The following is a 25822-nucleotide window of genomic DNA, read 5'->3' on the forward strand; positions in this document are numbered from 1 at the left end:
AGTATGGCAGGACACCATCTCCTGCGGGATACCGTTGTCGAGCTTGTAGCGGGCAAGCAGCGTCCCCATGCTCGCCTCGACAGGTCGCGGCGCTGCCAGCGCTCATAGTCGGCCTGCCACTCCTCCTTCAGCCGTCCGATCACCGAGGGCGACAGGTTCGGCGCGCCCTTGCCGAGCAGCGCGGCAAGCGCCTCCTGGAAGTCGCCGGTCGAGATGCCGCGCAGGTAAAGGACCGGCAGCAGCGCATCGAGGCTCTTCGTCCGCCGCGCCCATTTCGGCAGGATCGCCGAAGTGAAGGTGATGCGATCCTCGCCGGACACCTCCGCGGCCCGGTCGCGCAGCTTGGCGCGCTTCACCGGCACCGCACCGATACCCGTCTGGATCGTCCTCTCGGGACCATGGCCGTGGCGCACCAGGCGGGCACGCCCATCGGCCAGGCGTTCGTCGGCCATGGCCGCCAGGAACGCCTCTGCTTCCGCCTCGACCGCCTGCGCCAGAAGCCGGCGCGCGCCTTGGCGTAAAACTGATGTCAGGGGATCGTCGAATTCATCGGGATGTGGAAAGGCAAGGATGCTGTTATCTGTCGTCATGGCGTATCGCTCCTTCGGGAGGTTCTGGCAGGCTTCGTCACCCGCCTCGATACGCCGCCTCTTTCAAACCGTCATCACCCATCTTCCGCCATAGCTCCCCGGAACAGGCAGAGGACCGCAAGCGAGATCCAGCCGAACGGCGAGATGATCTCAAGCCTCCCTTTCGGTATTGAAGGCCAACAGACGCAGCGCATTGAGCGTGACGAGAACCGTGGCTCCGGTGTCGGCGAGGATCGCGAGCCAGAGCCCGGTCACGCCCAGCACGGTCGTGACAAGGAACACGCCCTTGAGGCCGAGCGCGATGGCCACGTTCTGACGGATGTTCGCCATGGCCGCGCGGGAAAGCCGGATCGTCCCGGCTATGTCCGTCACCCGGTTGCGCAGCAGCGCCGCGTCGGCAGTTTCGAGCGCCACGTCGGTGCCCGAGCCCATGGCGACCCCGACATGGGCCGAGGCCAGCGCGGGGGCGTCGTTGATCCCGTCGCCCACCATCATCACGCGGGCGCCCGCCGTCATCTCGCGGATGGCGGCGACCTTGTCTTCCGGCATCAACTCGGCGCGGTGATCCATGCCAAGGGCCTGCGAAATCGCAGCGGCGGTGCGCGCGTTGTCGCCGGTCAGCATCACAGCGCCAATGCCGAGCGCCTTCAGCTGGCGTACCGCGTCGCCTGCGTCCGGGCGCGGCTCGTCCCGCAAGGCCAGAAGCCCGACCAGTTGATCCGGCCGGAAGACCGCGACGACGGTCTTGCCCTCGTCCTCAAGCGTCGCAGCGGTCTGGCGCGCGGCATCATCGAACACACCCGCCGCTTCGGCAAAGCGCGGCGAGCCGACCCATGCAAGTCCGTCGCCGACCATCGCTTCGGCGCCCTTGCCGGGCAGTGCGCGGGCGCCGGATGCGGGTAGGGTCGCGACACCGTCGGCTTCGGCGCGGGACAGGATCGCCTGGGCCAGCGGATGGCTGGAGCCCGCCTCGATCCCTGCGGCTAGCGACAGAACCTCCGCCGCGGATCCGCCGATTGGCACAATGTCGGTGATCCGGGGGCGTCCAAGGGTCAGCGTGCCGGTCTTGTCGAAGGCTACCTGCGTGGTTCGGGCCGCGGCTTCGATCACCGCACCGCCCTTCATCAAAAGCCCGCGCCGTGCTCCCGCGGACAATGCCGAGGCGATGGACGCCGGAACCGAGATGACCAGCGCGCAGGGACAGCCGATCAGCAAAAGCGCCAGCGCGCGGTACACCCACGTGTCCCAAGCCTGGACGAATGCCAGCGGCGGCACGATGGCCACCATGAGGGCCAGGCCCACCACCGCGGGCATGTAGATGCGGCTGAACCGGTCGATGAACCGTTCAGTCGGGGCTCGGGCGCTTTCCGCTTCCTCGACCAGACGGATGATGCGGGCAATCGTATTGTCCTCGGCCGCCTTCGTCACGCGCACGCGCAAGGCAGTTTCGATGTTGATCGATCCTGCGAACACCGGTTGGTCAGGTTCCTTCAGGTTGGGCACGCTCTCGCCCGTGACCGGGCTTTCGTCCACACCCGAGACGCCCTCGATCACCTCGCCGTCGGCGGACACCCGGTCGCCCGGCCGCACCAGAACCGTCTGACCGATCTTCAGGTTTTCAGCGGGCACCTCGCGCGTCTTGCCAGAGACCTCCAGAAGGGCCGTTTTGGGAACCAGCCGGGCCAGCGCTCTGATCCCGTCGCGGGCCTTGTCCGCCGCGACCCCTTCCAGCACTTCGCCCACCGCGAACAGGAAGACCACCAGCGCCGCTTCCTCGGCGGCGCCGATGACCATCGCGCCGGTGGCCGCGATGGTCATCAGCATCTCGATTGTGAAGGGCATGCCCGCGCGTGCCGCGTTGATGGCGCGAAGGGCAATCGGTGCGACGCCGATCAGCGTCGCCAGGATGAAGGCCCAGTTCGCGATCCCGCCCGAGGCCAGAAGCTTGACAGCCCAGGCCGCGACCAGCAGGGCGCCGGTGCCGATCACCAGGCGGCCCTTGCCGGTCTGATACCAGGAGGGGTCGCGTGCAGCCGGGCCGTCGGAATGACCCGAAGCGCCTTGCGGAGTTTCGGGTGCAAGGGCGGCATCGCGGGTGGCGCCTGCAGAAAAGGCGCCAACGGGCAGAACGAAGCCCTTGCGCGGGGCGGCACTACCTTTCGGCGCGATGCCGAACCCCAGCTTCTTCACCGCGGTCTCGACGTGATCGCGGGACGTCTGATCCTCGTCCAGCGTAAGGCGAAGCCGCTCGGTCATCAGCGCCACATCGACATCGGCGACCCCTGGCAGGCGCTCGAGCGCGCCCCTGATCTTGCCGGCGCAGGAAGCGCAGTCCATGCCGGTGACCGTCCATTCACAGCTTGTCGCATTGCGCGTCGTCATCGTGCTTTCCCGTCCCGCCAAACGTGGCGATTGTCTCCATCAAGTCGATAACCTAATGTCTCTAGCAACTATAGCTTCAAGAGGTATTCGATGCTGACCATCGGAAAACTGGGCGAAGCGGCGGGCGTCAAGGTTCCGACCATTCGCTATTACGAGCAGATCGGGCTTCTGCCGGAACCCGAGCGCAGCGCCGGGAACCAGCGGCTCTACGGAGCAAAGGTGCTCGACCGACTGGCTTTCATCCGTCACGCGCGCGATCTCGGATTTCCGCTCGAGGCTATCCGCGACCTGCTCAGCCTCTCCGACAAGCCCGACCAGTCCTGCGCCGCTGCGGACATCATCGCGACCGAGCAGCTCGCAGCAGTGAAGGCCCGGATTGCTCGGCTGACAGCTCTGAAGGCCGAACTGGAACGAATGATCACGCAATGCGCCCAAGGCACGATCGCGAATTGCAGGGTGATCGAGGTGCTGAGCGACCATGCGCTTTGCGCCGACGACCATCGTGCCCAGACCGGTTCGGGGGCGGCCACATGACCGCGATCCCGACATTGGCGGTCTACGCCGCAGCGGCGCTTGCCGAGATCGCCGGTTGCTTCGCCGTCTGGGCATGGATGCGGCTCGGGGCCTCGGCGCTGTGGCTACTGCCTGGCCTCGTCTCTCTTGCGGCCTTTGCATGGGCGTTGACGCTCGCCCCGTCTGACTTCGCTGGTCGAGCCTTTGCGGCTTATGGCGGGGTCTATATCGCGGCCTCTCTGGTCTGGCTCTGGGCGGTCGAGGGCCAGCGGCCCGATACCTGGGACCTGACCGGTACGGCCCTTTGTCTACTCGGCGCCGGGATCATCCTGCTTGCGCCGCGTGCCGCCTGAAAGGTTCACCTCATGCTGCGATTGCTCGCCAACCGCGCCTATCGCCACCTGTTCGCGGCGCAGGTCATCGCGCTCCTCGGCACCGGACTTGCGACGGTGGCCCTCGGCCTGCTGGCGTATGATCTGGCTGGGGCGGACGCGGGGGTGGTTCTGGGCACCGCTCTGGCGATCAAGATGGTAGCCTATGTCGGGCTGGCTCCGATCGCAGCAGCCTTTGCCGATCGGCTGCCGCGCCGCAGAATGCTGGTCTCTCTGGATCTGATCCGCGCAGGGGTCGCGCTCGCCTTGCCCTTCGTGACCGAGGTCTGGCAGGTCTATGTGCTGATCTTTCTGTTGCAGGCGGCGTCGGCCGGGTTCACGCCGACGTTCCAGGCCACCATCCCCGACATTCTGCCCGACGAGAAAGACTATACGCGGGCGTTGTCGCTGTCGCGGCTGGCCTATGACCTGGAGAACCTGATCTCGCCAATGCTGGCGGCGGCCTTGCTTACGTTGGTGAGTTTCCCCGCGCTGTTCGGGGGCACGGTCGTTGGCTTCGTTGCCTCGGCGGCGCTGGTCGCCTCGGTAATGCTTCCCAGCCCGAGGCCGGGAGTCCCGCGCGGGATCTGGGACCGCACCACGCGAGGTATCCGTCTCTACCTGGCGACGCCGCGGCTGCGGGGGCTGCTGGCGCTGAATCTTGCCGTTGCCGCGGCCGGTGCCATGGTGATCGTGAATACGGTGGTGATCGTGCAGGCCGGTCTGGGCCTTGGGCAGTCGCAGGTCGCCCTGGCGCTGGCGGCCTTCGGGGGCGGGTCGATGCTGGCGGCGCTGACCCTGCCGCGCCTGCTCGACCGCGTGCCCGACCGTCCAGTGATGCTGGCGGGGGCTGCGGTGCTGGCGGCGGGGCTGATCGCCGGGCCATTTCTCATACCGGCCGGGCTTTCAGCGTTGATGGCGCTGTGGGTCCTTCTGGGCCTCGGCTATTCGGTCGTGCAGACACCCTCAGGGCGCCTCTTGCGGCGCTCAGCCTTGTCCGAAGATCGCCCGGCGGTGTTTGCCGCGCAGTTCGCATTGTCGCATGGATGCTGGCTGATCACCTACCCATTGGCGGGCTGGCTCGGCGCGCGCATGGGCATGGGGCCGACATTCGCCGTGTTGGCACTGATCGCTGCCGCTTCGGTCGCGCTGGCCTTGGCCGTCTGGCCTTCGGCGGAAGAAGAACCGGTCCCGCATCGCCATGAAAATCTGCCGCCCGATCATCCGCATTTGCGCGAGGGGAAGCACGCTCGGGGGCACGCCCATCCCGCCATTGTCGACGATCTGCATCCGCAATGGTCGAAGCTGGCCTGAAGATCCGGCTCTGGCAGGTCGGGCAAAGAGCTGGTCGGATGGATCAGATCTTTCTGAACAGGCCGAAATGGAACCGCTGCACGCTGCCCCAAGGCGTCACGTGATCGTGCATCAAGGACTGGATCAGCCGGTAGCCTGGGCCCAGCCGCTCCGCGAGAAGGGTCGCGTCGTAGCGGGCGACCGGTAGGCCGCTGCATTTTTCCGGGCCATCCGGCGCAAACGTGCCGATGATGGCATGGCCACCCGGGACAAGACTCTGGTCCATGACCCTCAGATAGGCGTCCTGGTCGGGCGCGTCGGTCAGGAAATGGAACGCAGCCCGGTCATGCCAGACATCGAAGTGCACTGACGGTTGCCAGTCGAGGACGTTGGCCATGACCCAATCGACGGGCACATCGTCAGACAGTCGGGCGCGGGCCTTTGCCAGCGCGGTGTCCGACAGGTCGAGCACGGTGATCCTGCGGAAGCCCTGTTCCAGCAGGCAATCCACCAGCCGCGACGCCCCCGCGCCAACATCGACGATGGCGGCATCGATGGTTGCCCCAGTCGCCGCGATCAGGTCGAGCGAGACCTGCGGACGATCCTCGTACCAGCTCGTCTCGGCCTCGTCCTTGCTCTGATAGACGTCTTCCCAGCGGTTCGGTTCTTCAGCCATGGTCGTTCCCTCACAGATCGACCCGACGCAGCCGCAGCGCGTTGGTGATGACCGACACCGACGACAGGCTCATCGCTGCCGCCGCAATCATTGGCGACAGCAGAAGGCCGGTCACGGGGTAGAGCAACCCGGCCGCGATGGGGACGCCAAGAGCGTTGTATGCGAAGGCGAAGAACAGGTTCTGCTTGATGTTGCGCAATGTGGCGCGGGCGAGCTTGCGGGCCCGCACGATGCCCATCAAGTCGCCGCCCAACAGGGTGATGCCTGCGCTTTCCATCGCCACATCGGCCCCGGTGCCCATGGCGATGCCCACATCGGCTGTGGCCAGTGCGGGCGCGTCGTTCACCCCGTCCCCCGCCATGGCGATCTTGTGGCCGTCGCGGCGCAACTGGTCGATCAGGTCCTTCTTGGCCTCGGGCAGGATGCCAGCGCGGACCTCGTCGATGCCAAGCTTGCCCGCCACCGCCTGTGCCGTGCGCTCGTTGTCGCCGGTCGCCATGATGACGCGCAGCCCTTGCGCGTGCAGTTCGCGGATCGCCTGTGCCGTTGAGTCCTTGATCGGGTCGGCCACCGCCACGATGCCCGCCAGCGCGCCATCGACCGCAATGAACATCGCCGTCTTTCCCTCGGTGCGCAGCGTGTCGGCTTTCGCCTCGGCCGCACCCGTGTCCAGGCCCATCTCCTGCATCATCGCTGCATTGCCGAGCGCCACCGCGCGGCCGCCGACACGGCCCCGCACGCCCTTGCCGGTGACGGCGTCGAAGTCCGCAGCCTCCTGACGCGGGGCATCCTGCGCCTCGGCGCCCTCGACGATGGCCTCGGCGAGCGGGTGTTCCGAGCCGCGTTCGAGGGCGGCCGCCAGCGACAGAAGGTCCGCTTCCGTCACATCGCCGAGGACCACAGTGTCAGTCAGCTTCGGCCTGCCCATGGTCAGGGTGCCGGTCTTGTCCACGATCAGCGTATCGACAGCCGCCATACGTTCCAGCGCCTCGGCATCCTTGATCAGCACACCCGCCTGTGCACCGCGTCCCGCCGCCGTGGTGATCGAGATCGGCGTGGCCAGCCCGAGCGCGCAGGGACAGGCGATAATCAGCACCGAGACAGCCGAGGCGATGGCAAAGACCAGCGCAGGTTCTGGCCCAAAGATCATCCACACGACGAAGGCGAAGACCGCCACCGCGACCACCGTCGGCACGAACACCGCCGACACGCGGTCGGCCAGACCCTGGATCGGTGCGCGCGAGCGGCGCGCGTTCGACACCATGGTCACGATCTGTGCCAGCACTGTATCGGCCCCGACCTTGCCCGCCTCCATGACCAAGGAGCCGTTCTTGTTGATGGTGGCCCCGGTCACTGCGTCGCCGGGGCCTTTTTCGACCGGCATCGACTCGCCGGTCAGCATGCTTTCATCGAGAGATGAGCGCCCCTCGATCACCGTGCCGTCGACTGGCACCGCATCACCGGGGCGCACGCGGAGCCGGTCGCCCTCCATGATGTTCTCCAGCGGGGCGTCATATTCCGTGCCATCGGGCAGGATGCGCCGCGCGGTCTTCGGCGCTAGGTCCAGAAGCGCGCGGATCGCGTCGCCCGTGCGTTCGCGTGCGCGCAGTTCCAGCACCTGGCCAACGAAGACCAGCGCCACGATCACAACCGCCGCCTCGAAATAGGTGCCCACGCCATGGCCCATCCGGTACTGTTCCGGAAACACACCCGGCAGGAAGGTGGCGACGATCGAATAGATATAGGCTGCACCCACGCCGAGGCTGATCAGCGTCCACATGTTGGGGCTGCGGTTCACGATGGACTCCCGGCCGCGCTTGAAGAACGGCAGCGCCGCCCAGAGCACGATGGGCGTCGCCAGCAGGAACTCGAGATAGCTCGCGGTCTGGTGCCCGATCCAGTCGCGCACCGGCAGGGCGATCAGCTCGCCCATCGTCAGTATGATGAGCGGCACCGCAGCCGCCGCCGAGATCCACATCCTCCGCGTGAAGTCGGTCAGCTCCTCGCTGGGCTCATCCGAAGGGACCATCGGCTCCAGCGCCATGCCGCAGATGGGGCAGGCCCCGGGCGCGTCACGCACGATCTCGGGGTGCATCGGGCAGGTGTACTGGACGTTGGCTGGAGCAGCCTTCTTCTGCCCGGCGGCGCGACCCGAGGCATAGAACCACGGATCCGCCTTGAACTTGGTCCGGCACTTCTCCGAGCAGAAATGGAAGGTCTCACCTTTGAACTCGGCGTGACGTCCGTCCGGCTTGACCGCGACCGTCATCCCGCAGACCGGGTCCTTCGCCTTCTCGGTTCCCGCCGGAATGTCGGGCGCCGCTTGATGATGATCGTGCTCCATGGGGTGCCAACCTTTCAATTGTTTCTCAGCCTAAGGCTTCCAGTCATTGGAAGCTCAAGCCATTTCTCAATGGTCATCGTGAGCACCCTCCCTGACCGGATTGCGCGCGAGAAAAGCCCGCACGAACAGGAACACCAGCGCCATGCCGACGATGCCGATCACGACAATCAGCGGGTCGGACTGCCATTTCATTGCGGCGAAGGCGGCCAGTACCACGGCATCGAGCGCAATTGCTGTCAGGAGCACCCAGCCACGTGCGCCGATCTCCTCGCGCAGATGCCGGAACACGCCCAGGTGGATGATGATGTCCATCACCAGATAGAAGAAGGCGCCAAGCGAGGCGATCCGGCTGAGGTCGAAGAAGACCGTCAGGAAGCCTGCGATCACGACGGTGTAGACAAGCGTATGGTCTTTGATCGTGCCGGGCATCCCGAAATGGCTGTGAGGGATCATCTTCATGTCCGTCAGCATCGCCAGCATCCGCGAAACCGCGAAAACGCTGGCAATCAGACCCGAGGCAGTGGCCACCAGCGCGAGGGCCACCGTCAGATAGAAACCGGTCTGTCCCAGTGCGGGCTGGGCGGCCTCGGCCAGCGCGTAGTCCTTCGCCGCCACGATGCTGTCGAGCGGCAGGCTGGAGCCGACCGCGAACGCGACAAGCAGGTAGACGACGACACAGATCGAAATGGACAGGACAATGGCCCGGCCCACGTTTCGGTGCGGATTGGTCACCTCGGCGCCGCTGTTGGTGATGGTCGTAAACCCCTTGAAGGCGAGGATGGAAAGCGCAACCGACGCCACGAACCCACTTGCGCTAGAATCTCCGCCCGACGCCTCGAACGAGATGCCGCTGGCCCAAAGTCCGGCCGCCCCGAACAGCGCGATGCCGCCCACCTTGAGAACGGCCATGACGATGGACAACAGCCCGACCGATCGGTTGCCCGAGACGTTCGCGAGATAGGCGAAAACAATCAGCCCGACGCCGAGGACCGGCACGAGAACGCTGTCCGGGTCGCCGCCGAATGCTCGCAGGGTGTAGGTTCCGAAGGTGCGCGCGACGAGACTTTCGTTGATGACCATCGACAGCGCCATCAGGAGGGCTGCACCCGCCGCGACTGTCGTCGGTCCATAGGCATTCTTCAGGATCATCCCAATGCCGCCCGCGGACGGGTATGCGTTCGACATCTTGATGTAGGTGTAGGCGCTGAAGGCGGTCACGATGGCGCCTACGACGAACGAGAGCGGGAAGAGCGGCCCGGCAAGCTCGGCGATCTGGCCGGTCAGCGCAAAGATGCCCGCGCCGATCATCACGCCGGTGCCCATGGCCACCGCGCCCAGCAGGGTGATGCTGTTCTTCTCGTAATCGCTTCTCGTCATGGATTTTCCTTTTCGGGCCTCTTCCGCATGGCCACCCAGAGCAGCGGCAAACCCGTCACGAGCCCGAGGCCGAGCACCGCCCATGTCGTGCGGCTCAGATCTCCGCTGACCGCCTCGCCGCCGAAATGTGCCAGCAGGAAGCTCGCCGGGACGATGCCGGCCAGTGTCGCGAGGGCGAACCGCCAGGCGTGCAGTCGGCTGAATCCTGCGGCGTAGCTGATCATGTCGAAGGACACGAAGGGCATCAGGCGGCTGGCGAAGACCGTCACAGTCAACGCGGACTGCGACCCGAGAAGCCCGGCATCCACGCGGTCGCCGAACACCCGCCGCAAGACGTCATGCCCCAGAATCCGTGCCAAGCCGAAGGCGATCAGCGCCCCGAGCTCGGCGCCGATCACGACCTGCAACGTTCCCCAGAGATGTCCGTAGGCCGCTCCGGCCGCCAGCGCGATCGGTGCGCTCGGGATCGGGCTGGCCACGACCGCGACGGTCATGAGCGTTACAATCAGAACCGGCCCCCAGAGACCCGCGCGCGCCACCAGCACTTCCAGACGCTCGCCGCCCAACAATCCGCGTGCCTCGTTAAACACCGAAGGCGCGAACTGCCAGACACCGAGCAGCCCGATCCCAAGGATCGCCAGACCTGCAACAACGCCGGCGCGCAGGCTCATCTCAGATCGCCTCGACGGCCTTCGCCAGAAGGTCGCGGACATCACCCGCCACTGCGGTCAGTTCGGCGTTATCGATCGCCTGCATCGACGCCACCGGGTCGATGGCGCTTACCTCGACGCCGCCGTCGACTTCGCGCAGGATGACATTGCAGGGCAGCATCGCGCCCACACGCGGCTCGATCCCGATGGCCTGATGCGCCATCTTTGGATTGCAGGCCCCAAGGATGCGATAGGCCGACATCTCGACGTCGAGCTTCTTTTTCATCGTCGCCTTGACGTCGATCTCGGTCAGGACGCCGAAGCCATGGTCCGCCAGCGCTTTCCGTGTGCGGGCATCGATGTCGTCGATACCCGCGTCGGAGAAATTTCGATTGATCGTATAAGTCATTCAGAAGTCCTTTCGTTCATTTCCGAAGATATTTTGCCAGGGCGGCTATGGCCAAAACCACGAGTACAAGAATCAGGATCCATGTGATCCAGCCAAAACCAATTCCAAAGCCCATGCCGTCGCCCATATCATTCCAGTTCATCATCACGCCTCCTTCATTTCTGCTGCATGATGCGCCCTTCGTGCGACCTTTGCGACAACATGGTGCAGGACGGCACGGCACACGGTGGGTGTCTGGACTTCGGGGCGCCCCAAGAGGGCACCCCGTCCCGGGTCAGACCGACGCCGTAACCGCGAACTCGGTCATCATGCCCGAGGCCAGGTGCAGCATGTTATGGCAGTGCAGCATCCACCGCGCGGCCTCGCCCGCATTGAGGGCGACGGTGACCATCGACATCGGCGGGACATCGACCGTGTCGCGCAGCGCATCTGCGACGCGGCGGCCGTTCAGACCGGATGGTGGGTGAGGTGATGCCGCGCGTGTGAGAGACATGGACATCCAGTCCGGCACGAACGAGGCCATGGCCGCGATCGACATAGGCGCGGGCGGGCTTCTTTCCGGTGATACGGGCGACCTGGTCGAGCTGGGCGCCCGTCATACGGATTGCCCCGGCAAGGACAAGGCACCGAGCACGAACTGGCCGCCCCTGCAGCGCTCGTTGGTCGTGGCAAAGGAGGTCTTCACGCCGAACTCGTATCGGGTTGCGGTCCTTTCCCTTGCCGATGCGACGAAGGCGCTTCAGCTTATGGATGGACGCGTGATGTTTATTGCTGATCAAGTTGTGGCAGCGGAGGGGCGTAAGAAGAAACGGAAGAAGCCAAGCCGGCTCACGCCGGTCAGTTCGCGGCCGAAGGTGCGGAATAACATTCCGAAATTATAGCATCGAAACAAGCACATACGAGTTCCCAGTTTCATCCTCTCCGGCGCGCCAACCTGCTAAGGTTGGGGTCGAGGGCCGAATCTCTTCGCCTGCTCAAAACTTCCCAAAAAAATCAAGCGTTTGAGAACGGCCCTGTGGGACCGTCTTTTGCTTAGAGCGCCCAATCCGTCGTCATCTAGGCACCATCTATGCACCAGGGCGAAAGTCGCCGGATACCGTAGCGCGCTTACGGCGGTCCGCTGACTCTGGTGACCCGAGTCGGTTGCACGGTCGGGGCGGTCACAATTCCTTCGCGTCAACGGCATACAATTGAAAAGGTCGCGCATCGGCCGAACACAAAGTCTCCCGGTGACGCCAGGCTGGGCGGGGCCGGAAGCGCCAGGAGGAGTTCCGATCACTGGCAACGGGTATCGAACTGAGACATTTGCGCTATGCGGTCGCCGCTGCTCATTTCCGGAGCTTCCGGCGTGCGGCTGAGGAACTTGGCGTCAAGCAGTCGACGCTGAGCCGCTGCATTCGCCAGATGGAATACCGACTGGGCGTTAAAGTGTTCGAGCGAACCAGCGGCGGTGTGCACCTGACGACCGCAGGCGAAGAAGTATTGCGCACCTCCCGCCATCTAGTTGAGACCGTCGATCACATGGCGGCGACCGCCAGGGACATGGGCAGGGGCGAATCCGGCCAGCTCACCATCGGGTTCTACACGTCGCTCTCGGCCGGAAACCTGCGTGCCAGCCTGATGGAGTATGCGGCCCGCTTCCCGATGGTGGACATCCGAACGGTCGAGGGTGCGCGAAGATGCCTGTTCGCCAGCATGGAGCGCGGCACGCTCGACGTGGCCATCGTCACCGGAGAGCCGAGCACGCGCGACGTGAAGACCATGCCGCTTTGGAGCGAGCGTGTCATGGTCGCGCTGCCCGAAGGCCACCGGCTGGCGAGCAACAACATCGTCTACTGGACCGATCTCAAGGACGAGACGTTCCTTCTTAGCCAGCGCGATCCGGGACCGGAGATCCAGGACATCCTTCTGGCGAAGCTCGCCGCGCCCGGCGAGCGGCCAAAGGTGATCAGCCATGATATCAGCCGCGAGAACATCAAGAGCCTGGTCGGCGCGGGATTCGGCGTCGGCCTGATGTGCGAGGCATGCATTGGCGCCAGCTATGTGGGCGTCGTCTATCGCGAGGCGCGCGACGGCAACGGCCCGAGCCGGATCAGCTATGCCGCCTACTGGCAAGGCGACAACGACAATCCGGCGCTGGCGCATTTCCTCAAGCTGCTCGAGGAGCGCTACCCCTTGCTGTCCAACGGCGAATGAGAGTTCCGCCGCGCCTTGGCGAAGGCGCGATCGGTCGCCATGAAGCGTTCCACCATCGGGGCGATCAGCTTGGCCGGTTCGCCGACAGGCTGGCCCGTCTCCCGGCCCAGGACCTCGGCATAGGCGACGAGGTCGCGATGCACTGCGGCGGGAAGCTCGATGGTGAGTTTGACGGGCCGGTCGTCGGCAATGGGGCCGAGTTTCAGTTTCGCCATGGATCATCCGCCATAGGGTTCGAGGACAAGGTCGCGCGTAACGATCACGCGGACGGGAAAACCGGGCCGGATGGTCAGCGTCGGCGCAATATTGAGCTGGCGCCGAACGATCTGCTGGCCGACATCGTTGATGGTGTCCTGCGCACCGCCGCGAATGGCGCTGATCAGGCGATCGTTCTCGTCGGCGGCCAGTTCCGCCCCGACGCCGAGCAGGGTCGAGAGTGCAGCCGCCTTGGCGATGTCCCACCAGTGATAGTCGACGCCGTCCTCAAGCCCAGCATAGCCTAGCGTGTCGGCTCCAGATTGACGCTCCAGTACAATGGAACGCCCGTTCGGAAAAATCAGCCGGTTCCAGACGAGCAATACCCGACGCTGGCCGAAGCCCACATCATTGCTGTACTCACCGATGATGCGGGTGCCCTGGGGGATCAGGAGCATGCTGCCCGTCGGACTGTCATAGATGTGCTGGGTGACCTGCGCGGTGATCTGTCCGGGCAGATCGGAGCGAATGCCGGTGATGAGCGCGGCCGGAATCACGGACCCGGCCTGTAGCACGTAGGGCGACACCGGCGGCATGACGCGATCGGGCGCAACGGTGCGCCGGTCCACGGGACCGCTGAGGAATGCGACATCGCTGTCTTGAACGGCGGGCGGCTGACCGCCGAGACTGAGACCCACGGTTTCGGGCGCAGGCGTGGCATTCGCCGTGGCCGGGGCGGTTTGGAAGAAGACCCGGCTGGTGCGCGCCGCCTCTTCTTCGGCAAGGCGTCGTTGTACTTCCGGATCGACTGCCGGCGTGTTCATCGTGGGTGGGACGACGGGCCGCCCACGCTCCTGGGCGTCGAGGATCGGCCGGCCGAGATCGCCGGGCAAGGCGGGACCGAGCACCGGGCCGGTATAGTCGCGTGGCAATTCGTTGAGCCCATCCGCGGTGCTGCGGTTCTCGGTCGAATAGAGCTCCTCGCTGCCAACTCCGTCCTTCGGGGTCTGAAGCGCATAGATGAGCGCACCACCGACGCCGAGCGCGGCGACGAGGCCAATGCCGGCCAATACCCGACGAGAGAGACGCGTGACGCGCGGAGGATTGCCGCGCAGCCGCATCGGTTCGGCCGTGTCGGCGGGCGATGCGGTGAGCGGAGCGCTTTCGTCTTTATTGTCATCGATATCGCTCATGACGCAGGCCTCCCGTCGATTCGCACGATCCTGACTGTCTGCTGCCGGTCGCCGCTGCCGAGACGCAGCTCGGCGGCCGCGAAGATTCGGTCCACGATCAGGATGTTGCGATAGATGCGGCTGTTGACGATCTCCGGCTCTCCATCGGAGCCGAGCACGAAGAGCGGCGGCATCTCGCCCTGCACGATTCCGGCGGGGAACACGATGTAGACGCGCCGCCCGTCGTCGAAGACCGACACCGGCCGCCAGGGCGGGCTGTCGCCTTGCAGGCCGTAGCGATAGTGTCGCGCCGAGGTTGCTGGAATGGTCGGGGTGGCCGGCGTCGCGCGCTGCGCGGCGGGCGGCTGCGGATAGGCCCAGGCGACCGCCGGCATGTAAGGTTCCTCTTCGGCGCGCAGTTCGATCATATACGTGCGGCGATCGGTGGTGACGACGAGGTTGGTCGTGATGTCCGGACGCGTCGGCTTGACGAGGATATGGACGCGCCGCGTCGCGCCGGAACCGCTTGTCGTGTCGCCGATGATCCATCGCGCGGTATCGCCGGCGGCGATCGGTCCCGCGCCGGTGAGGGCCTCGCCCGGCTCGAGCGCGATGTTGGTGATCTGGCCTGGCGCCGCATAGACCTGATAGAGCGCGCCTTCGCTCCAGGGATAGATCTGGATCGCGTTGTAATAGCCTTCCCGGCGGGGTTCGATGCGCGCTGCCGCATTGGCGCTCTCGACCTGGCCGGTCGGCGTGGACGCCGCTGAACCACCTCGGGCAGCGGTCCAGGGCGGCGGCGTGTGCAGTGGCCGCGGGCGCTCGTCCGTGGCCGGCGCCTCTACCGTCGGCAGAGGTGGCACGCTGTCGTCGTAGCGGATCTGCGGCGGGCGATAGGTGGCGCATCCGGCGAGCGCCGATGCGGAAATCAGCACAAACGGCAATGCGGTTTTACGGAAAACCGGAAGTACGGGTTTGCGGACGATCGTATTCACTGACCCATCTCCCGCGACCAGTTGATGGCGTTGACGTAGATGCCGAGCGGATTGGCGCGCAGCCTTTCGGCGTCGCGCGGTGGCTGGATGACGATGGTCAGGATCGCCGTCCATCGCTCAGTGGTGGAGAGTTGGCCGTTCTCGAAATGCCGCTCCGTCCAGGCGACGCGGAAGGAGTTCGGCGAGGCCCGGATGACGCTGGAGACCTCGACGGAAACCTGACTCTGTCCGACCCGCGTGAAGGGATCGTTGGCCCGTGCATAGTCATTGAGGGCGAGCGCCCCGCGATCAGTAGTGAACTCGTAGGCGCGCAGCCAGTTCTGGCGCACCACGATCGCATCGGCGGGGATCGAGCGCACCTGCTCGATGAAGCGCGCCAGATGAAACGCGATCTGCGGATCGCTGGGCTGGTAGTCGGCAGTGGCAGGCGCGACGGCCTGCGCTTGGCCGAGATTGTCGACCTGTACCACCCAGGGCACGATTGAGCCGGTGGCAGACTGCCAGACCAATGCTCCAGCGAAGCCGCCGGACAGGATCAGGCAGCCGAATGCCATCAGCCGCCAGTTGCGCGCCTGCACACGGGCCGAGCCGATGCGCTCGTCCCAGACTTGAGCCGCTCGCTGATAGGGCGTTTCAGGCTCGGGAGATTTGCCGTAGTGGGTCGAGGATCGTTTGAAGAAGCTCATGAGCGGTTCCCTTCGGAAAGGTTGACGGAACTGGCGCCGCCATGGCTGTCGCCCGAGCGCACGGCATGGGCAACGGCCTGGACGCCATGGGAGAGCCGCTGAGAGCGCTTCATGCGCTTGGCCCAATCCGGAGGACCGTCGGAGGCGGATGAGGGGGATGGTGCAGCCGCGGCGGTTGCTGCACTGCCCGCATTGCCTACAGTGCCGCCAGTCGTCTCGAAGGCGGCTCGCCCGCCGGCTTGAAAGCTCTGCCTTAGGCTGCCGGAGGCGTTGGCGCCGGCGCGCCGCAATGGAGAGACGGCAGCGCGCGCGCCTGTGCTCGCTACAGCGCCGAGCCCAGAGGCGACGCCTGCGGCGCCCGACTGACCGGCCGAGCCAAGGCTGTAGGCGGTCGCCGCCCCTCCCGCCGCGGTGACGCCGCCGCGAGCAGCGGCCGCCGTTCCGGAGAGCGCCATACCGCCACCACGCGCTGCCAGACCAGCGGCACCCACGCCGGCGAGCGCGGCGCCGCCGACGGCAAGGCCGGTGCCGACTGCGGCCCCAGCACCGAGCTGCGGTCCGCCGGACACGATGCCGTTCGCAATGCCAGGTCCGAAGATCCCAAGGCCGAGCAGCGACAGCGCGGCCAGCACCACGGCCATCGCCTCGTCAATGGTCGGTGTGACCCCACCGAAGCCGGCGGTGAACTGCGAGAACAGCGTGGAGCCGATGCCGATGATGACGGCGAGCACCAGAACCTTGATGCCGGACGAGATCACGTTGCCCAGCACCCGTTCGGCCATGAACGCGGTCTTGCCGAAGAGGCCGAAGGGAATGAGGACGAATCCTGCCAGCGTCGTCAGCTTGAACTCGATCAGGGTGATGAAGAGCTGGATGGCGAGGATGAAGAAGGCGAGAAGAACCAGCGCCCAGGCAAAAAGCAGGCAGGCGATCTGGATGAAGTTCTCGAAGAAGGCGACCCAGCCCATGAGGTCAGAGATGGACTCGAGCAGCGGCCGGGCGGCATCGAGTCCGGTCTGGGCGACACGGCCCGGCCGCATCAGGTCGGCCGCGGTGAAGCTGGTACCGGACGCCATCAGGCCGAGGCCGGCAAAGCTCTCGAAGACGATGCGGGCGAGGTTGTTCCAGTTGCCGATGATGTAGGCGAATACGCCGACAAACAGGGTCTTCTTCACCAGACGGGCGATGATGTCGTCGTCGGCGCCCCATGACCAGAACAGCGCGGCCAGCGTCACATCGATGACGATCAGCGTCGTGGCGATGAAGGCCACCTCGCCGCCGAGGAGGCCGAAGCCGGAGTCGATATAGCTGGTGAAGACTCCGAGGAAACTGTCGATGACGCTCGTGCCGCCCATGGATCGTTAGTCCTCGCTGCTCTGGGGGGTGACGGGGGTCGGCGTGCGACCGAGGAACCGGTCGCGGGTCTCTGCCCAGATGCGCAGACATTCGGGATCGTTCGCGGCGGCCTCTCCCATCTGCTGGCAGCGGCGCTGTTCCGCGCGCAGCGGGTCGGCGGAAGGAGCCAGTGCCGGCGCGGAGGCCGGTCGCACCGGCTCATCCTTGCGCGTCATCTCGATCACCGTCGCCGTGATGGCGAAGGCAACGAAGATGATGGCCGCGATCCGCGTCAGCATCTTGCCCTCCATCGGTTTCCCCTTTCCGGCCGTCTGGCTCGTCAATTGCCGTTGTTGAACATCTGTGCGTTGCCGGGCTGGTAGCCGGTGCCCGGTGTGAGGAAGCGCTCGCGCTGGACACGGCCCTGTTCGGCCGCCGCTGCGCGCTCGGCATCGGTCAGCGCCTGTGCCCGGCCGTTTGCGGCAATGACAGCGGTGAGGTCGGCGAGCTGCTGCGCCTGAAGCGCGAGGAGCTGGTTGCCGGCCTGGGTCGCCTGCAGGGCGCCGGTCGCGCCCTGGCTTTGACCGACCAGCGCCGACATCTGCGCGCGATTGGTCTCGATGTTGCCGACGACGCCGGCCTGGACGCGCATGGCGTCCTGAAGCCCGCCGACTGTGTTCTGCCAGCGCGATCGCGCGTCGGCGACGAGCTGCTGTTCCGACGTGCTCAGATCGATGTTGCGGTAATTCTGCTGGAACGCCTGGTCGATCTGCTGGACGTCGAAGGCGATGTTCTGGGCCTCTTGGAGCAGGGATTGCGTTCGGCCCACCGCCTGCTGGAGCTGCTGGAGGGACGAGTGAGGCAGGCTCGCGAGGTTGCGGGCTTGGTTGATGAGCATCTGCGCTTGGTTCTGCAGCGAGGTGATCTGGTTGTTGATCTGCTCGAGCGCCCGCGCCGCCTGGAGCACGTTCTGCGCATAATTGGTGGGGTCATAGACAATCCACTGTGCCTGCGCCGGCGGCGCCAGCACCATCGGCAACGCCGTGATCGGCGCGGCGATCAGAGCGGCGGCAAAGCGGGCCGCACGTGTGTGAGGTTTACGGGTCTTCATGGCAGGGTTTCCTTCTCGGCTTGGGGGATGAGATTGCTGAGGTCGGGAATGAGGTCGGCGGCCCAGTCGACGCCGCGATGGCGCAGCCAGGCGTCGAGGAATTCGCCGCGACCATGTTCGGCCAGGACGCGGGCGATGGCGGCTTGATCGGTCTTGGCGGAGGTGGCGCAGAGCGCGAGCGCCACTTCGCTGAGCCCCAGCTCGAACAGTCGGTTGCCGCGCCGCGACTGGCAGTAATAGTCGCGCTTGGGCGTCGCTCGCGCGAGGATCTCGATCTGCCGGTCATTGAGGCCGAAGCGCCGGTAGATCGCGGTGATCTGCGGCTCGACCGCCCGTTCGTTGGGCAGGAGCAATCGCGTTTGGCAGCTCTCGATGATGGCGGGCGCAATGGCGGACCCGTCGATATCGCTGAGGCTCTGCGTGGCGAAGACGACGGACGCGTTCTTCTTTCTGAGCGTCTTCAGCCACTCGCGGAGTTGGCCGGCGAAGCCTTCGTCGTCCAGCGCCAGCCAGCCCTCGTCGATGATGATGATGGTAGGCGACCCGTCGAGCCGATCTTCGATGCGGTGGAAGAGGTAGGCGAGCACCGCAGGCGTCGCCCCGGTGCCGATTAGGCCCTCGGTCTCGAAGGCCTGCACAGAAGCCTCGCCGAGATGCTCGGCCTCCGCGTCGAGGAGCCGGCCATAGGCGCCGCCGACGCAATAGGGCCGCAGCGCCTGCTTGAGGTCGTTGGACTGAAGCAGCACGGCAAGGCCGGTGATCGTGCGTTCTTCGACAGGCGCGGAGGCGAGTGAGGTCAACGCCGTCCAGAGGTGTTCCTTCACTTCCGGCGTGATCTCGACGCCCTCACGCATGAGAATCGCCACGACCCAGTCGGCGGCCCATGCGCGCTCGGCCGTCTCCTCGAGGCGGGAGAGCGGTTGCAGCGAGACGCTGTGCTCGTCGCCTTCGGTGAGACCGCCGCCGAGATCGTGCCAGTCGCCGTCCATGGCAAGTGCCGCGGCGCGGATCGAGCCGCCGAAATCGAAGGCGAAGACCTGGGCGCTCGCATAGCGGCGGAACTGCAGCGCCATCAGCGCCAGAAGCACGGACTTGCCCGCGCCGGTCGGACCGACGACGAGCGTGTGCCCGACATCGCCGACATGAAGGGAAAACCGGAACGGGGTAGAGCCTTCGGTCTTGCCGAACAGCAGTGGGGGCGCTGCAAAGTGCTCGTCCCGTTCCGGCCCCGCCCACACGGCACTCAGGGGGATCATGTGGGCGAGATTGAGCGTGGAGATCGGTGGCTGGCGGACATTGGCGTAGACATGTCCGGGCAGCGAGCCGAGCCAGGCATCCGCGGCGTTGATGGTCTCGGGCATCGCGGTGAAGTCGCGGCCCTGGATGACCTTCTCGACGAGACGCAGCTTCTCGTCGGCCACACGGGGGTTGGTATCCCACACCGTCACCGTCGCCGTGACATAGGCGACACCGGCATAGTCCGCGCCCAGTTCCTGAAGCGCGAGATCGGCGTCCGCCGCCTTGTTCGATGCGTCGGTGTCGACCAGCACCGAGGCCTCGTTGGTCATCACCTCTTTCAGGATCGCGGCAATCGACTTGCGCTTGGCGAACCATTGGCGGCGGATGCGTGTCAGCAGCTTCGTCGCATCGGTCTTGTCCATCAGGATGGCGCGGGTTGACCAGCGATAGGGAAAGGCGAGCCGATTGAGCTCGTCGAGCAGGCCAGGCGTGGTGGCCGTCGGAAACCCGGTGATCGTCAGGACGCGCAGATGCTGGTCGCCAAGACGCGGTTCGAGCCCGCCGGCGAGCGGCTGATCGGCGAGCAGCGCGTCCAAATACATCGGCGTTTCCGGCACGCGGACGCGGTGGCGCTGGGTGGAGACGCAGGCGTGCAGATAGGTCAGCATTTCGGCGTCATCGAGCCAGTGGCATTCGGGCATGAAGGCTTCGACTAGGCGTAGAACGCGGTCGGTCCGGTCGGCGAAGCCGGCCAGCACCTCATGCGGGTCGACGCCCTTGGTCTCGCGGCCTTCATAGAGCCAGCCCTCGGCGCGGGCGGCGTCCTCGACCGGCGGCAGGTAGGTGAGGGTGAGGAAATAGCTCGACTCGAAATGCGCGCCAGCCACCTCAAAGCTCGCCTTGCGCTCGGCATCGACCAGCGCCGACGCGGCATCAGGAAAGCGGCCGTCGGGATAGCTGTTCGACGGATGGCGCTGCGCCTCGACGAAGATCGCCCAACCCGAGCCGAGACGGCGGAAGGCGTTGTTGAGGCGTCCTGCGACCGCGACGAGTTCGGCTGGAACCGCTGAATCGAGGTCCGGTCCGCGAAACTGCGCGGTGCGCTGGAAGCTTCCGTCCTTGTTGAGGACGATCCCTTCGCCGACCAGCGCCGCCCAGGGCAGGAAATCGGCGAGCCGGGCGTTGCGATTGCGGTATTCGGCGAGGTTCATCATGGGCGGTTCCTCACGCTCAGACCGACAGATGCGCGGGAATGCGCAAGTGCCGGCGGCCAACCTCGACGAAGAGCGGGTCGCGCTTGGCGGCCCAGACGGCGGCCAGATGACCGATGGCCCAGATCGCGATGCCGGCGAGCCAGAGCCGCAAGCCAAGCCCGATGGCGCCCGCGAGCGTGCCGTTCATGATGGCGATGGCGCGCGGCGCACCGCCGAGCAGGATCGGATCGGTCAATGCCCGGTGGACCGGGACCGAAAAGCCGAGCACCTCGCCGTCCTGTTCGCCAAGGCCCGCCATCAGACGAGCGCTCCGCCGCCGAAGGAGAAGAAGGACAGGAAGAACGAACTTGCCGCGAAGGCGATCGACAGACCGAAGACGATCTGGATGAGGCGCCGGAAGCCGCCCGACGTGTCCCCGAAGGCGAGCGTCAGGCCGGTGATGATAATGATGATGACGGCGAGGATCTTGGCGACCGGCCCCTCGATCGATTCGAGGATGGACTGGAGCGGTGCCTCCCATGGCATGGAGGAACCGGACGCATGAGCGGCAGGCGTGGTCATCAAGGCGATGACCGCGACCGAAGCCGCCGCAGCCAGGCGATGGTAGGCGTTACGCAGGGTCTGGTGCATGTGGACTTTCCTTTGCGGCTGGTGTGAGAAGAGCTGCGCCAGGCGCGACGACGGCTGTCACGACGCGGTAATCGCCATCCGGCCCGAGGCCTTCGACGCGGGCGAGTTCGGAAAGACGGCGGGCCGAGCCACGGCCTGACAGCACCGCCAGGAGATCGATGGTCTCGGCGATCAGCGCGCGCGGAACGGTGACAACGGCTTCCTGGATAAGCTGTTCGAGACGGCGCAGCGCGCCGAGGGCCGAGCCCGCGTGGATCGTGCCGACGCCGCCCGGATGGCCGGTGCCCCAGGCCTTCAGAAGATCAAGCGCCTCACTGCCGCGGACCTCGCCGATGGGAATGCGGTCGGGACGCAGGCGCAACGAAGAGCGGACGAGATCGGAGAGAGAGGCCACGCCATCCTTCGTCCGCATGGCGACGAGGTTGGGTGCGGCACACTGCAGTTCGCGTGTGTCCTCGATGATGACGACGCGGTCGGAGGACTTCGCTACCTCGGCCAGGAGAGCGTTGGTCAGCGTCGTCTTGCCTGTGGAGGTGCCGCCGGCGACGAGGATGTTGGCTCGGGCCGCGACTCCGTCGCGCAACGCGGTGGCCTGTTCGGCCGTCATGATCCCGGTCGTGACGTAGTCGTCGAGGGTGAATACCGCGACGGCGGGCTTGCGGATCGCGAAGGCCGGGGAGGCTACCACCGGCGGCAGGAGTCCTTCGAACCGCTCCCCCGTCCCGGGCAGCTCTGCCGAGACGCGCGGGCTCCCGGTATGGACCTCCGCGCCAACATGATGGGCGACGAGACGGATGATCCGCTCGCCATCCTCCGGCGCCAGGCGTTCGCCGGTATCGGATAGGCCTTCGGAAAGGCGGTCGATCCAGAGCCGTCCGTCCGGGTTCAGCATCACCTCGACGACGCCTGCGTCTTCGAGAAAGCGGCCGATGGCGGGACCGAGCGCGGTGCGTAACATCCGCGCGCCGCGCGCAATACCTTCCGAATTGTGATGCGAAGCCGCCATCTGATCCCCGATTTCGACGGGGACAAACCAGATGGTCCCCATGCGGGGATGATTAAAAGGGCCTGATTTAGGGCCGATTCAACAAGGAATTAGCGTCGTCGTAGTGTGGCGTGCAAAGACAGGAGAACGGCGGCGGTTTCCTTTGCCGAAGAGTGACGGCGGAACACATGGGATTCGAACTACGTCATCGCTCGGCGCTATTGACTGCTTGAACCGCTGACATCCTCGGAAACCTCCTGCCTGAGCTTCGGCCCTTTGGCGAGGCGCCGGCCGAGAGCGGTAATGAACGCCTCATAGCGCTCGCCGGCTTTGGCACGCGCGGCCTGTGCAGCCGGTTCCGGCAAAGCCGGTGTCGTCGCGAGCCAGAACCGGACGAAGATTGCAAGGGTCTCGACGGAAATCCCGATATCGCGCTCCAAGCGGGTCATGCGGCGGTCGAGCTGGTCGAGGCGCTTGGCGATCGCAGCCTCGCGCCTTTCAGCGTCATCCGGCGACAGGAAGGAGGCGATCGCGGCTTCTGCGATCATGGACTGCGATTGCTCGCGACGGGCGGCATAGTCCGCCAGCATCGTCATGATGTCCGGGTCGATATAGACGGAGATCTGCACTTTCTTCTTGCGGCTGGACATGGCCTAGAGCTCCATGCCGTCGTTGGGGTCCAGTGAAACCTGCCGCGCCACACGCTGCATCATGCGGTTCATCCCGCTCGTGCGCGCAGTCTCCTCCTGATCGTCATCGGCGGGATCGATTTCGAACTCGTTTTCAAGTGGGGCCTTCTTCTCGATGGGTGTCGTGCGGCTGAGTTCGGGTTGGCGCCGCCGTTCGGATTCGGTCGTGTCCTCGTCCTGCGCAGCGCTGGCAGTGGTGTTGGCGGTTTCCTCCGGGCTCGCCGGCAATGGCAGCATCGTCCAGTCATCGGCCTTGGCCTGCGTGGATGCGGTCTTCGGTGGCGGCAGGATGCGCTCTTCGAAGCGTCGATCCTCATAGTAGCGGACCTTCTTCGCTCGAATAGGCGATGTCCCGGCGACCATGACGATCTCATCGGCTGGCGGAAGCTGCATCACTTCACCTGGGGTTAGGAGTGGCCGCGCGGTTTCTTGCCGCGACACCATCAGGTGGCCAAGCCAGGGCGAGAGTCTGTGCCCGGCGTAGTTCTTCATCGCCCGCATCTCGGTCGCAGTGCCGAGCGCGTCGGAAACTCGCTTGGCCGTGCGCTCGTCATTGGTCGCGAAGCTCACGCGCACATGGCAGTTGTCGAGGATCGAATTGTTCGGCCCATAGGCCCTTTCGATCTGATTGAGCGACTGGGCGATGAGGAAGCTCTTGAGCCCGTAGCCGGCCATGAAGGCGAGCGCGCTCTCGAAGAAGTCGAGGCGACCGAGCGCCGGAAACTCGTCCAGCATCAGCAACAATCTGTGTCGTCTTGTCTTGGCGTGCAGGTCCTCGGTTAGGCGCCGACCTACCTGGTTAAGGATCAGGCGGATCAGCGGCTTTGTGCGGTTGATGTCGGAGGGAGGCACGACAAGGTAGAGCGTCGTCGGGTGCTTGCCGCTGACAAGATCGGTGATGCGCCAATCGCAGCGACGCGTCACCTTCGCGACGACAGGATCGCGGTAGAGGCCGAGGAAGGACATGGCGGTGGAGAGCACGCCGGAACGTTCGTTGTCCGACTTGTTCAGCAGTTCCCGCGCAGCGCTGGCGATGACAGGGTGCGGACCGGCCTCACCCAGATGCGCGGTCTTCATCATGGCGGCAAGCGTCGACTCGATGGGGCGTCTCGGATCGGAGAGAAAGGCGGCGACACCGGCGAGCGTCTTGTCCTTTTCTGCGTAAAGGACATGGAGGATCGCGCCGACGAGCAGCGCGTGGCTGGTCTTTTCCCAGTGATTGCGCTTTTCGAGGGAGCCTTCCGGATCAACCAGGATGTCGGCGATATTCTGGACGTCGCGCACCTCCCATTCGCCGCGACGTACCTCAAGAAGCGGATTGTATGCCGACGATTTCGGGTTGGTCGGATCGAACAGCAGCACTCGCCCGTGTCGAGCGCGGAAGCCGGCGGTGAGCTGCCAGTTTTCGCCCTTGATGTCATGGACGATGGCGGAGCCCGGCCAGGTTAGCAACGATGGAATGACGAGCCCGACGCCCTTGCCGGAGCGGGTCGGCGCAAAACAAAGGACATGCTCCGGTCCCTCGTGGCGCAGATAGTCGTCCTTGAGCTTGCCGAGAACGACGCCGTCGGGTCCGAGTAGACCGGCAGTCTTGACCTCATCGGACCGCGCCCAGCGCGCCGAGCCATAGGTATCGACACTCTGCGCTTCGCGCGCGCGCCAGACGGACATGAGGATTGACACCGCAATCGCAATGAAGCCGCCCGAGGCTGCGATGATGGCGCCCTCGATGAAGATCGGCGGGGCATAGGCGTCGTAGAAATACCACCACCAGAAAAAGGCCGGCGGATAGTAGATCGGCCAGCCTGCAAACTCGAACCAGGGCGCGCCGAGCTGTGGCTGAAAGCCGAGTTGCCATGCCGTCCACTGCGTCGCTGCCCAGGTCGTGGTGAGCACGATCATGAGAACGGTGAGGATCTGGCCCCAGAGAATTTTCGTCGCTGACACCCATAATTCTCCTTCCGGAGAATAAGTCGGGTGTTGAACCGGATGATTTCAAGGCGGCAATAATGATGATCGCGTCGTGGCGAGCCGGGGCGAAAAAAAACAGGAAATAGCGGAAAATGATGCAATTGTTAGTCGTATCTTCGGAGAAACTCCTGGGGCAAGCAATGACCCAACCGCGACCTATACGCTCTGGCCACTATTGTCGGCCCCTTTGGTCGGCGCGGTCAGCGGGGACAACCGGTATACTCCACTATACGATCTGGGGCTGACGCGCTCTTCGGCTCCGATCGCTTCCGCCTCGCGGTCTCGGCCGACGGCAGCACCTTCTTCGACGGGCTGAGCGTCGACAATGCCACCGGGATCGTCGACCAGCCCCGCGCCGCGCTTCAAGGCCTACACCAACGACGACAACTACGCAGGCGTCGGTACCTGGACAAAGATCGGGATCAACAACACTGACTACAACGATCAAGGCGCGTTCGACGCCGCGAACAATCGCTTCGTGGCCCCTGCCGACGGTACCTAACTCTCGGCCCGCCGCTGCTCTAAAAGGTCAACGCCAGCACGACGGCGCGCATGCGCGGGCGGCTGGTCCTGAACGGTACGACCGAGATCCGCGGCTCCCTCGGCGAAATCTCCGCGACGCATGTCTCGCTCGCGACCGCGATCTGGCTGCAGACCATGGTGCCACTGACCGCGGGAGATACCGTCGAGCTGCAGGGGTATTTCCGGGTCGCGGACGGCTACTTCGCGGCTGACCATACGTCCTTCTGGGGCTGCAAGGTCGGGTAAGGCACGGGGTTGTCCGCGCCCGGCAGAGTGA

28 protein-coding genes and 1 pseudogene are annotated in these 25822 nt (G+C 65.4%); 7 read left to right on the plus strand and 22 right to left on the minus strand.

The window, feature by feature from the left end; all coding sequences use genetic code 11:
• Window positions 1-65: 65 nt before the first annotated feature.
• Window positions 66-590: pseudogene (locus ACSSVQ_RS16900) on the minus strand (transposase); the annotation flags it as partial.
• Window positions 591-740: 150 nt separating this feature from the next.
• Window positions 741-2972, minus strand: coding sequence for a heavy metal translocating P-type ATPase (locus ACSSVQ_RS16905; protein WP_454184465.1), 2232 nt, complete (start codon window positions 2970-2972; stop codon window positions 741-743).
• A 90-nt stretch (window positions 2973-3062) separates the two neighbouring features.
• Here ACSSVQ_RS16905 and ACSSVQ_RS16910 point away from each other — a divergent pair, with 90 nt between their 5' ends.
• From ACSSVQ_RS16910 to ACSSVQ_RS16920, 3 genes are read left to right on the plus strand one after another with little or no spacing between them, the layout of a single operon-like run.
• Entirely contained in the window at window positions 3063-3506 is a 444-nt protein-coding gene (locus ACSSVQ_RS16910; RefSeq protein ID WP_454184466.1) for a MerR family transcriptional regulator, read from the plus strand.
• A 5-nt stretch (window positions 3507-3511) separates the two neighbouring features.
• Window positions 3512-3838 (plus strand): YnfA family protein, encoded by a 327-nt coding sequence (locus ACSSVQ_RS16915; RefSeq protein ID WP_454184716.1) that lies wholly within the window; start codon window positions 3512-3514, stop codon window positions 3836-3838.
• 12 nt (window positions 3839-3850) lie between these two features.
• A complete protein-coding gene (locus tag ACSSVQ_RS16920) occupies window positions 3851-5170 on the plus strand; it encodes an MFS transporter (RefSeq protein WP_454184467.1) in 1320 nt (439 codons plus the stop codon).
• Window positions 5171-5213: 43 nt separating this feature from the next.
• Here ACSSVQ_RS16920 and ACSSVQ_RS16925 read toward each other — a convergent pair whose 3' ends face one another.
• The 7 genes from ACSSVQ_RS16925 to ACSSVQ_RS16955 all read right to left on the minus strand — a co-directional run bounded on the left by ACSSVQ_RS16925 (window position 5214) and on the right by ACSSVQ_RS16955 (window position 11098).
• Entirely contained in the window at window positions 5214-5825 is a 612-nt protein-coding gene (locus tag ACSSVQ_RS16925) for a class I SAM-dependent methyltransferase (protein WP_454184468.1), read from the minus strand.
• Window positions 5826-5835: 10 nt separating this feature from the next.
• Entirely contained in the window at window positions 5836-8169 is a 2334-nt protein-coding gene (locus ACSSVQ_RS16930; RefSeq protein ID WP_454184469.1) for a heavy metal translocating P-type ATPase, read from the minus strand.
• 66 nt (window positions 8170-8235) lie between these two features.
• Window positions 8236-9546, minus strand: coding sequence for an APC family permease (locus ACSSVQ_RS16935; RefSeq protein WP_454184470.1), 1311 nt, complete (start codon window positions 9544-9546; stop codon window positions 8236-8238).
• The gene (locus tag ACSSVQ_RS16940; protein WP_454184471.1) at window positions 9543-10217 is read right to left on the minus strand and encodes a TVP38/TMEM64 family protein; all 675 of its coding nucleotides are present in this window, start codon (window positions 10215-10217) and stop codon (window positions 9543-9545) included. The genes ACSSVQ_RS16935 and ACSSVQ_RS16940 overlap by 4 nt, the downstream gene beginning before the upstream one ends.
• A 1-nt stretch (window position 10218) precedes the next feature.
• Entirely contained in the window at window positions 10219-10605 is a 387-nt protein-coding gene (locus ACSSVQ_RS16945) for a DUF302 domain-containing protein (protein WP_454184472.1), read from the minus strand.
• A gap of 16 nt (window positions 10606-10621) precedes the next feature.
• The gene (locus ACSSVQ_RS16950; RefSeq protein WP_454184473.1) at window positions 10622-10750 is read right to left on the minus strand and encodes a hypothetical protein; all 129 of its coding nucleotides are present in this window, start codon (window positions 10748-10750) and stop codon (window positions 10622-10624) included.
• Between the two features lie 129 nt (window positions 10751-10879).
• Window positions 10880-11098 (minus strand): multicopper oxidase domain-containing protein, encoded by a 219-nt coding sequence (locus ACSSVQ_RS16955; protein WP_454184474.1) that lies wholly within the window; start codon window positions 11096-11098, stop codon window positions 10880-10882.
• Between ACSSVQ_RS16955 and ACSSVQ_RS16960 the strand changes: the two genes are divergently transcribed.
• A complete protein-coding gene (locus ACSSVQ_RS16960; protein ID WP_454184475.1) occupies window positions 11097-11486 on the plus strand; it encodes a hypothetical protein in 390 nt (129 codons plus the stop codon). The genes ACSSVQ_RS16955 and ACSSVQ_RS16960 overlap by 2 nt on opposite strands.
• 424 nt (window positions 11487-11910) lie before the next feature.
• Window positions 11911-12801 carry a LysR family transcriptional regulator gene (locus ACSSVQ_RS16965; RefSeq protein ID WP_454184476.1) on the plus strand — a complete coding sequence of 297 codons (891 nt, stop codon included), beginning with the start codon at window positions 11911-11913 and terminating at the stop codon, window positions 12799-12801.
• On the opposite strand, the gene ACSSVQ_RS16970 is transcribed toward ACSSVQ_RS16965, so the two are convergent.
• The 13 genes from ACSSVQ_RS16970 to ACSSVQ_RS17030 all read right to left on the minus strand — a co-directional run bounded on the left by ACSSVQ_RS16970 (window position 12774) and on the right by ACSSVQ_RS17030 (window position 24999).
• Window positions 12774-13016, minus strand: a complete 243-nt coding sequence (locus tag ACSSVQ_RS16970) for a DUF2274 domain-containing protein (RefSeq protein ID WP_454184477.1) — start codon at window positions 13014-13016, stop codon at window positions 12774-12776. The two genes, ACSSVQ_RS16965 and ACSSVQ_RS16970, sit on opposite strands and share 28 nt — an antisense overlap.
• Before the next feature lie 3 nt (window positions 13017-13019).
• A complete protein-coding gene (locus ACSSVQ_RS16975) occupies window positions 13020-14189 on the minus strand; it encodes a TrbI/VirB10 family protein (protein WP_454184478.1) in 1170 nt (389 codons plus the stop codon).
• Window positions 14186-15163, minus strand: coding sequence for a P-type conjugative transfer protein TrbG (trbG, locus tag ACSSVQ_RS16980; RefSeq protein ID WP_454184479.1), 978 nt, complete (start codon window positions 15161-15163; stop codon window positions 14186-14188). Before trbG ends, ACSSVQ_RS16975 begins: the two co-directional genes overlap by 4 nt.
• Entirely contained in the window at window positions 15160-15849 is a 690-nt protein-coding gene (gene trbF / locus ACSSVQ_RS16985; protein ID WP_454184480.1) for a conjugal transfer protein TrbF, read from the minus strand. The genes trbG and trbF overlap by 4 nt, the downstream gene beginning before the upstream one ends.
• Window positions 15846-17204 (minus strand): P-type conjugative transfer protein TrbL, encoded by a 1359-nt coding sequence (gene trbL / locus ACSSVQ_RS16990; RefSeq protein WP_454184481.1) that lies wholly within the window; start codon window positions 17202-17204, stop codon window positions 15846-15848. The genes trbF and trbL overlap by 4 nt, the downstream gene beginning before the upstream one ends.
• A gap of 6 nt (window positions 17205-17210) precedes the next feature.
• A complete protein-coding gene (gene trbK-alt, locus ACSSVQ_RS16995) occupies window positions 17211-17495 on the minus strand; it encodes a putative entry exclusion protein TrbK-alt (RefSeq protein WP_454184482.1) in 285 nt (94 codons plus the stop codon).
• 29 nt (window positions 17496-17524) lie between these two features.
• Window positions 17525-18295: a P-type conjugative transfer protein TrbJ gene (trbJ, locus tag ACSSVQ_RS17000; protein ID WP_454184483.1), complete on the minus strand. Its 771-nt coding sequence runs from the start codon at window positions 18293-18295 to the stop codon at window positions 17525-17527.
• On the minus strand, window positions 18292-20748 hold the full coding sequence (gene trbE, locus ACSSVQ_RS17005; RefSeq protein ID WP_454184484.1) for a conjugal transfer protein TrbE: 2457 nt from the start codon (window positions 20746-20748) through the stop codon (window positions 18292-18294). Before trbE ends, trbJ begins: the two co-directional genes overlap by 4 nt.
• Window positions 20749-20764: 16 nt before the next feature.
• Window positions 20765-21046 carry a VirB3 family type IV secretion system protein gene (locus ACSSVQ_RS17010; protein ID WP_454184485.1) on the minus strand — a complete coding sequence of 94 codons (282 nt, stop codon included), beginning with the start codon at window positions 21044-21046 and terminating at the stop codon, window positions 20765-20767.
• The gene (locus tag ACSSVQ_RS17015) at window positions 21046-21378 is read right to left on the minus strand and encodes a TrbC/VirB2 family protein (protein WP_454184486.1); all 333 of its coding nucleotides are present in this window, start codon (window positions 21376-21378) and stop codon (window positions 21046-21048) included. Before ACSSVQ_RS17015 ends, ACSSVQ_RS17010 begins: the two co-directional genes overlap by 1 nt.
• Window positions 21359-22384, minus strand: a complete 1026-nt coding sequence (gene trbB, locus ACSSVQ_RS17020) for a P-type conjugative transfer ATPase TrbB (protein WP_454184487.1) — start codon at window positions 22382-22384, stop codon at window positions 21359-21361. Before trbB ends, ACSSVQ_RS17015 begins: the two co-directional genes overlap by 20 nt.
• Window positions 22385-22581: 197 nt before the next feature.
• Entirely contained in the window at window positions 22582-23013 is a 432-nt protein-coding gene (locus ACSSVQ_RS17025; protein WP_454184488.1) for a CopG family transcriptional regulator, read from the minus strand.
• 3 nt (window positions 23014-23016) lie between these two features.
• The gene (locus tag ACSSVQ_RS17030; RefSeq protein ID WP_454184489.1) at window positions 23017-24999 is read right to left on the minus strand and encodes a conjugal transfer protein TraG; all 1983 of its coding nucleotides are present in this window, start codon (window positions 24997-24999) and stop codon (window positions 23017-23019) included.
• A 349-nt stretch (window positions 25000-25348) separates the two neighbouring features.
• On the opposite strand from ACSSVQ_RS17030, the gene ACSSVQ_RS17035 reads away from it, so the two are divergent.
• Both ACSSVQ_RS17035 and ACSSVQ_RS17040 read left to right on the plus strand, forming a co-directional pair.
• Entirely contained in the window at window positions 25349-25525 is a 177-nt protein-coding gene (locus ACSSVQ_RS17035; RefSeq protein ID WP_454184490.1) for a hypothetical protein, read from the plus strand.
• 50 nt (window positions 25526-25575) lie between these two features.
• On the plus strand, window positions 25576-25791 hold the full coding sequence (locus ACSSVQ_RS17040) for a hypothetical protein (protein ID WP_454184491.1): 216 nt from the start codon (window positions 25576-25578) through the stop codon (window positions 25789-25791).
• Window positions 25792-25822 lie beyond the last annotated feature (31 nt).

The organism is Parvibaculum sp. MBR-TMA-1.3b-4.2 (assembly GCF_053628815.1).

Excerpts from the sequence above, each read along its gene's own strand:
- ACSSVQ_RS17010 (WP_454184485.1), bottom strand. The coding sequence starts at position 21,046 with ATGGCGGGCCTTGGCGAACAGGACGGCGAGGTGCTCGGCTTTTCGGTC.
- trbE (WP_454184484.1), bottom strand. The coding sequence starts at position 20,748 with ATGATGAACCTCGCCGAATACCGCAATCGCAACGCCCGGCTCGCCGAT.
- ACSSVQ_RS16975 (WP_454184478.1), bottom strand. The coding sequence starts at position 14,189 with ATGAGCGATATCGATGACAATAAAGACGAAAGCGCTCCGCTCACCGCA.
- ACSSVQ_RS16905 (WP_454184465.1), bottom strand. The coding sequence starts at position 2,972 with ATGACGACGCGCAATGCGACAAGCTGTGAATGGACGGTCACCGGCATG.
- ACSSVQ_RS16960 (WP_454184475.1), top strand. The coding sequence starts at position 11,097 with ATGGACATCCAGTCCGGCACGAACGAGGCCATGGCCGCGATCGACATA.
- trbK-alt (WP_454184482.1), bottom strand. The coding sequence starts at position 17,495 with ATGGAGGGCAAGATGCTGACGCGGATCGCGGCCATCATCTTCGTTGCC.
- trbF (WP_454184480.1), bottom strand. The coding sequence starts at position 15,849 with ATGAGCTTCTTCAAACGATCCTCGACCCACTACGGCAAATCTCCCGAG.
- ACSSVQ_RS17035 (WP_454184490.1), top strand. The coding sequence starts at position 25,349 with ATGCCACCGGGATCGTCGACCAGCCCCGCGCCGCGCTTCAAGGCCTAC.
- ACSSVQ_RS16955 (WP_454184474.1), bottom strand. The coding sequence starts at position 11,098 with ATGTCTCTCACACGCGCGGCATCACCTCACCCACCATCCGGTCTGAAC.
- ACSSVQ_RS17040 (WP_454184491.1), top strand. The coding sequence starts at position 25,576 with ATGCGCGGGCGGCTGGTCCTGAACGGTACGACCGAGATCCGCGGCTCC.
- trbB (WP_454184487.1), bottom strand. The coding sequence starts at position 22,384 with ATGGCGGCTTCGCATCACAATTCGGAAGGTATTGCGCGCGGCGCGCGG.
- ACSSVQ_RS17015 (WP_454184486.1), bottom strand. The coding sequence starts at position 21,378 with ATGCACCAGACCCTGCGTAACGCCTACCATCGCCTGGCTGCGGCGGCT.
- ACSSVQ_RS17025 (WP_454184488.1), bottom strand. The coding sequence starts at position 23,013 with ATGTCCAGCCGCAAGAAGAAAGTGCAGATCTCCGTCTATATCGACCCG.
- trbL (WP_454184481.1), bottom strand. The coding sequence starts at position 17,204 with ATGGGCGGCACGAGCGTCATCGACAGTTTCCTCGGAGTCTTCACCAGC.
- ACSSVQ_RS16925 (WP_454184468.1), bottom strand. The coding sequence starts at position 5,825 with ATGGCTGAAGAACCGAACCGCTGGGAAGACGTCTATCAGAGCAAGGAC.
- ACSSVQ_RS16930 (WP_454184469.1), bottom strand. The coding sequence starts at position 8,169 with ATGGAGCACGATCATCATCAAGCGGCGCCCGACATTCCGGCGGGAACC.
- ACSSVQ_RS16945 (WP_454184472.1), bottom strand. The coding sequence starts at position 10,605 with ATGACTTATACGATCAATCGAAATTTCTCCGACGCGGGTATCGACGAC.
- ACSSVQ_RS16935 (WP_454184470.1), bottom strand. The coding sequence starts at position 9,546 with ATGACGAGAAGCGATTACGAGAAGAACAGCATCACCCTGCTGGGCGCG.
- ACSSVQ_RS16940 (WP_454184471.1), bottom strand. The coding sequence starts at position 10,217 with ATGAGCCTGCGCGCCGGCGTTGTTGCAGGTCTGGCGATCCTTGGGATC.
- ACSSVQ_RS16970 (WP_454184477.1), bottom strand. The coding sequence starts at position 13,016 with ATGGCGAAACTGAAACTCGGCCCCATTGCCGACGACCGGCCCGTCAAA.
- ACSSVQ_RS16910 (WP_454184466.1), top strand. The coding sequence starts at position 3,063 with ATGCTGACCATCGGAAAACTGGGCGAAGCGGCGGGCGTCAAGGTTCCG.
- ACSSVQ_RS16950 (WP_454184473.1), bottom strand. The coding sequence starts at position 10,750 with ATGATGAACTGGAATGATATGGGCGACGGCATGGGCTTTGGAATTGGT.
- trbJ (WP_454184483.1), bottom strand. The coding sequence starts at position 18,295 with ATGAAGACCCGTAAACCTCACACACGTGCGGCCCGCTTTGCCGCCGCT.
- ACSSVQ_RS16920 (WP_454184467.1), top strand. The coding sequence starts at position 3,851 with ATGCTGCGATTGCTCGCCAACCGCGCCTATCGCCACCTGTTCGCGGCG.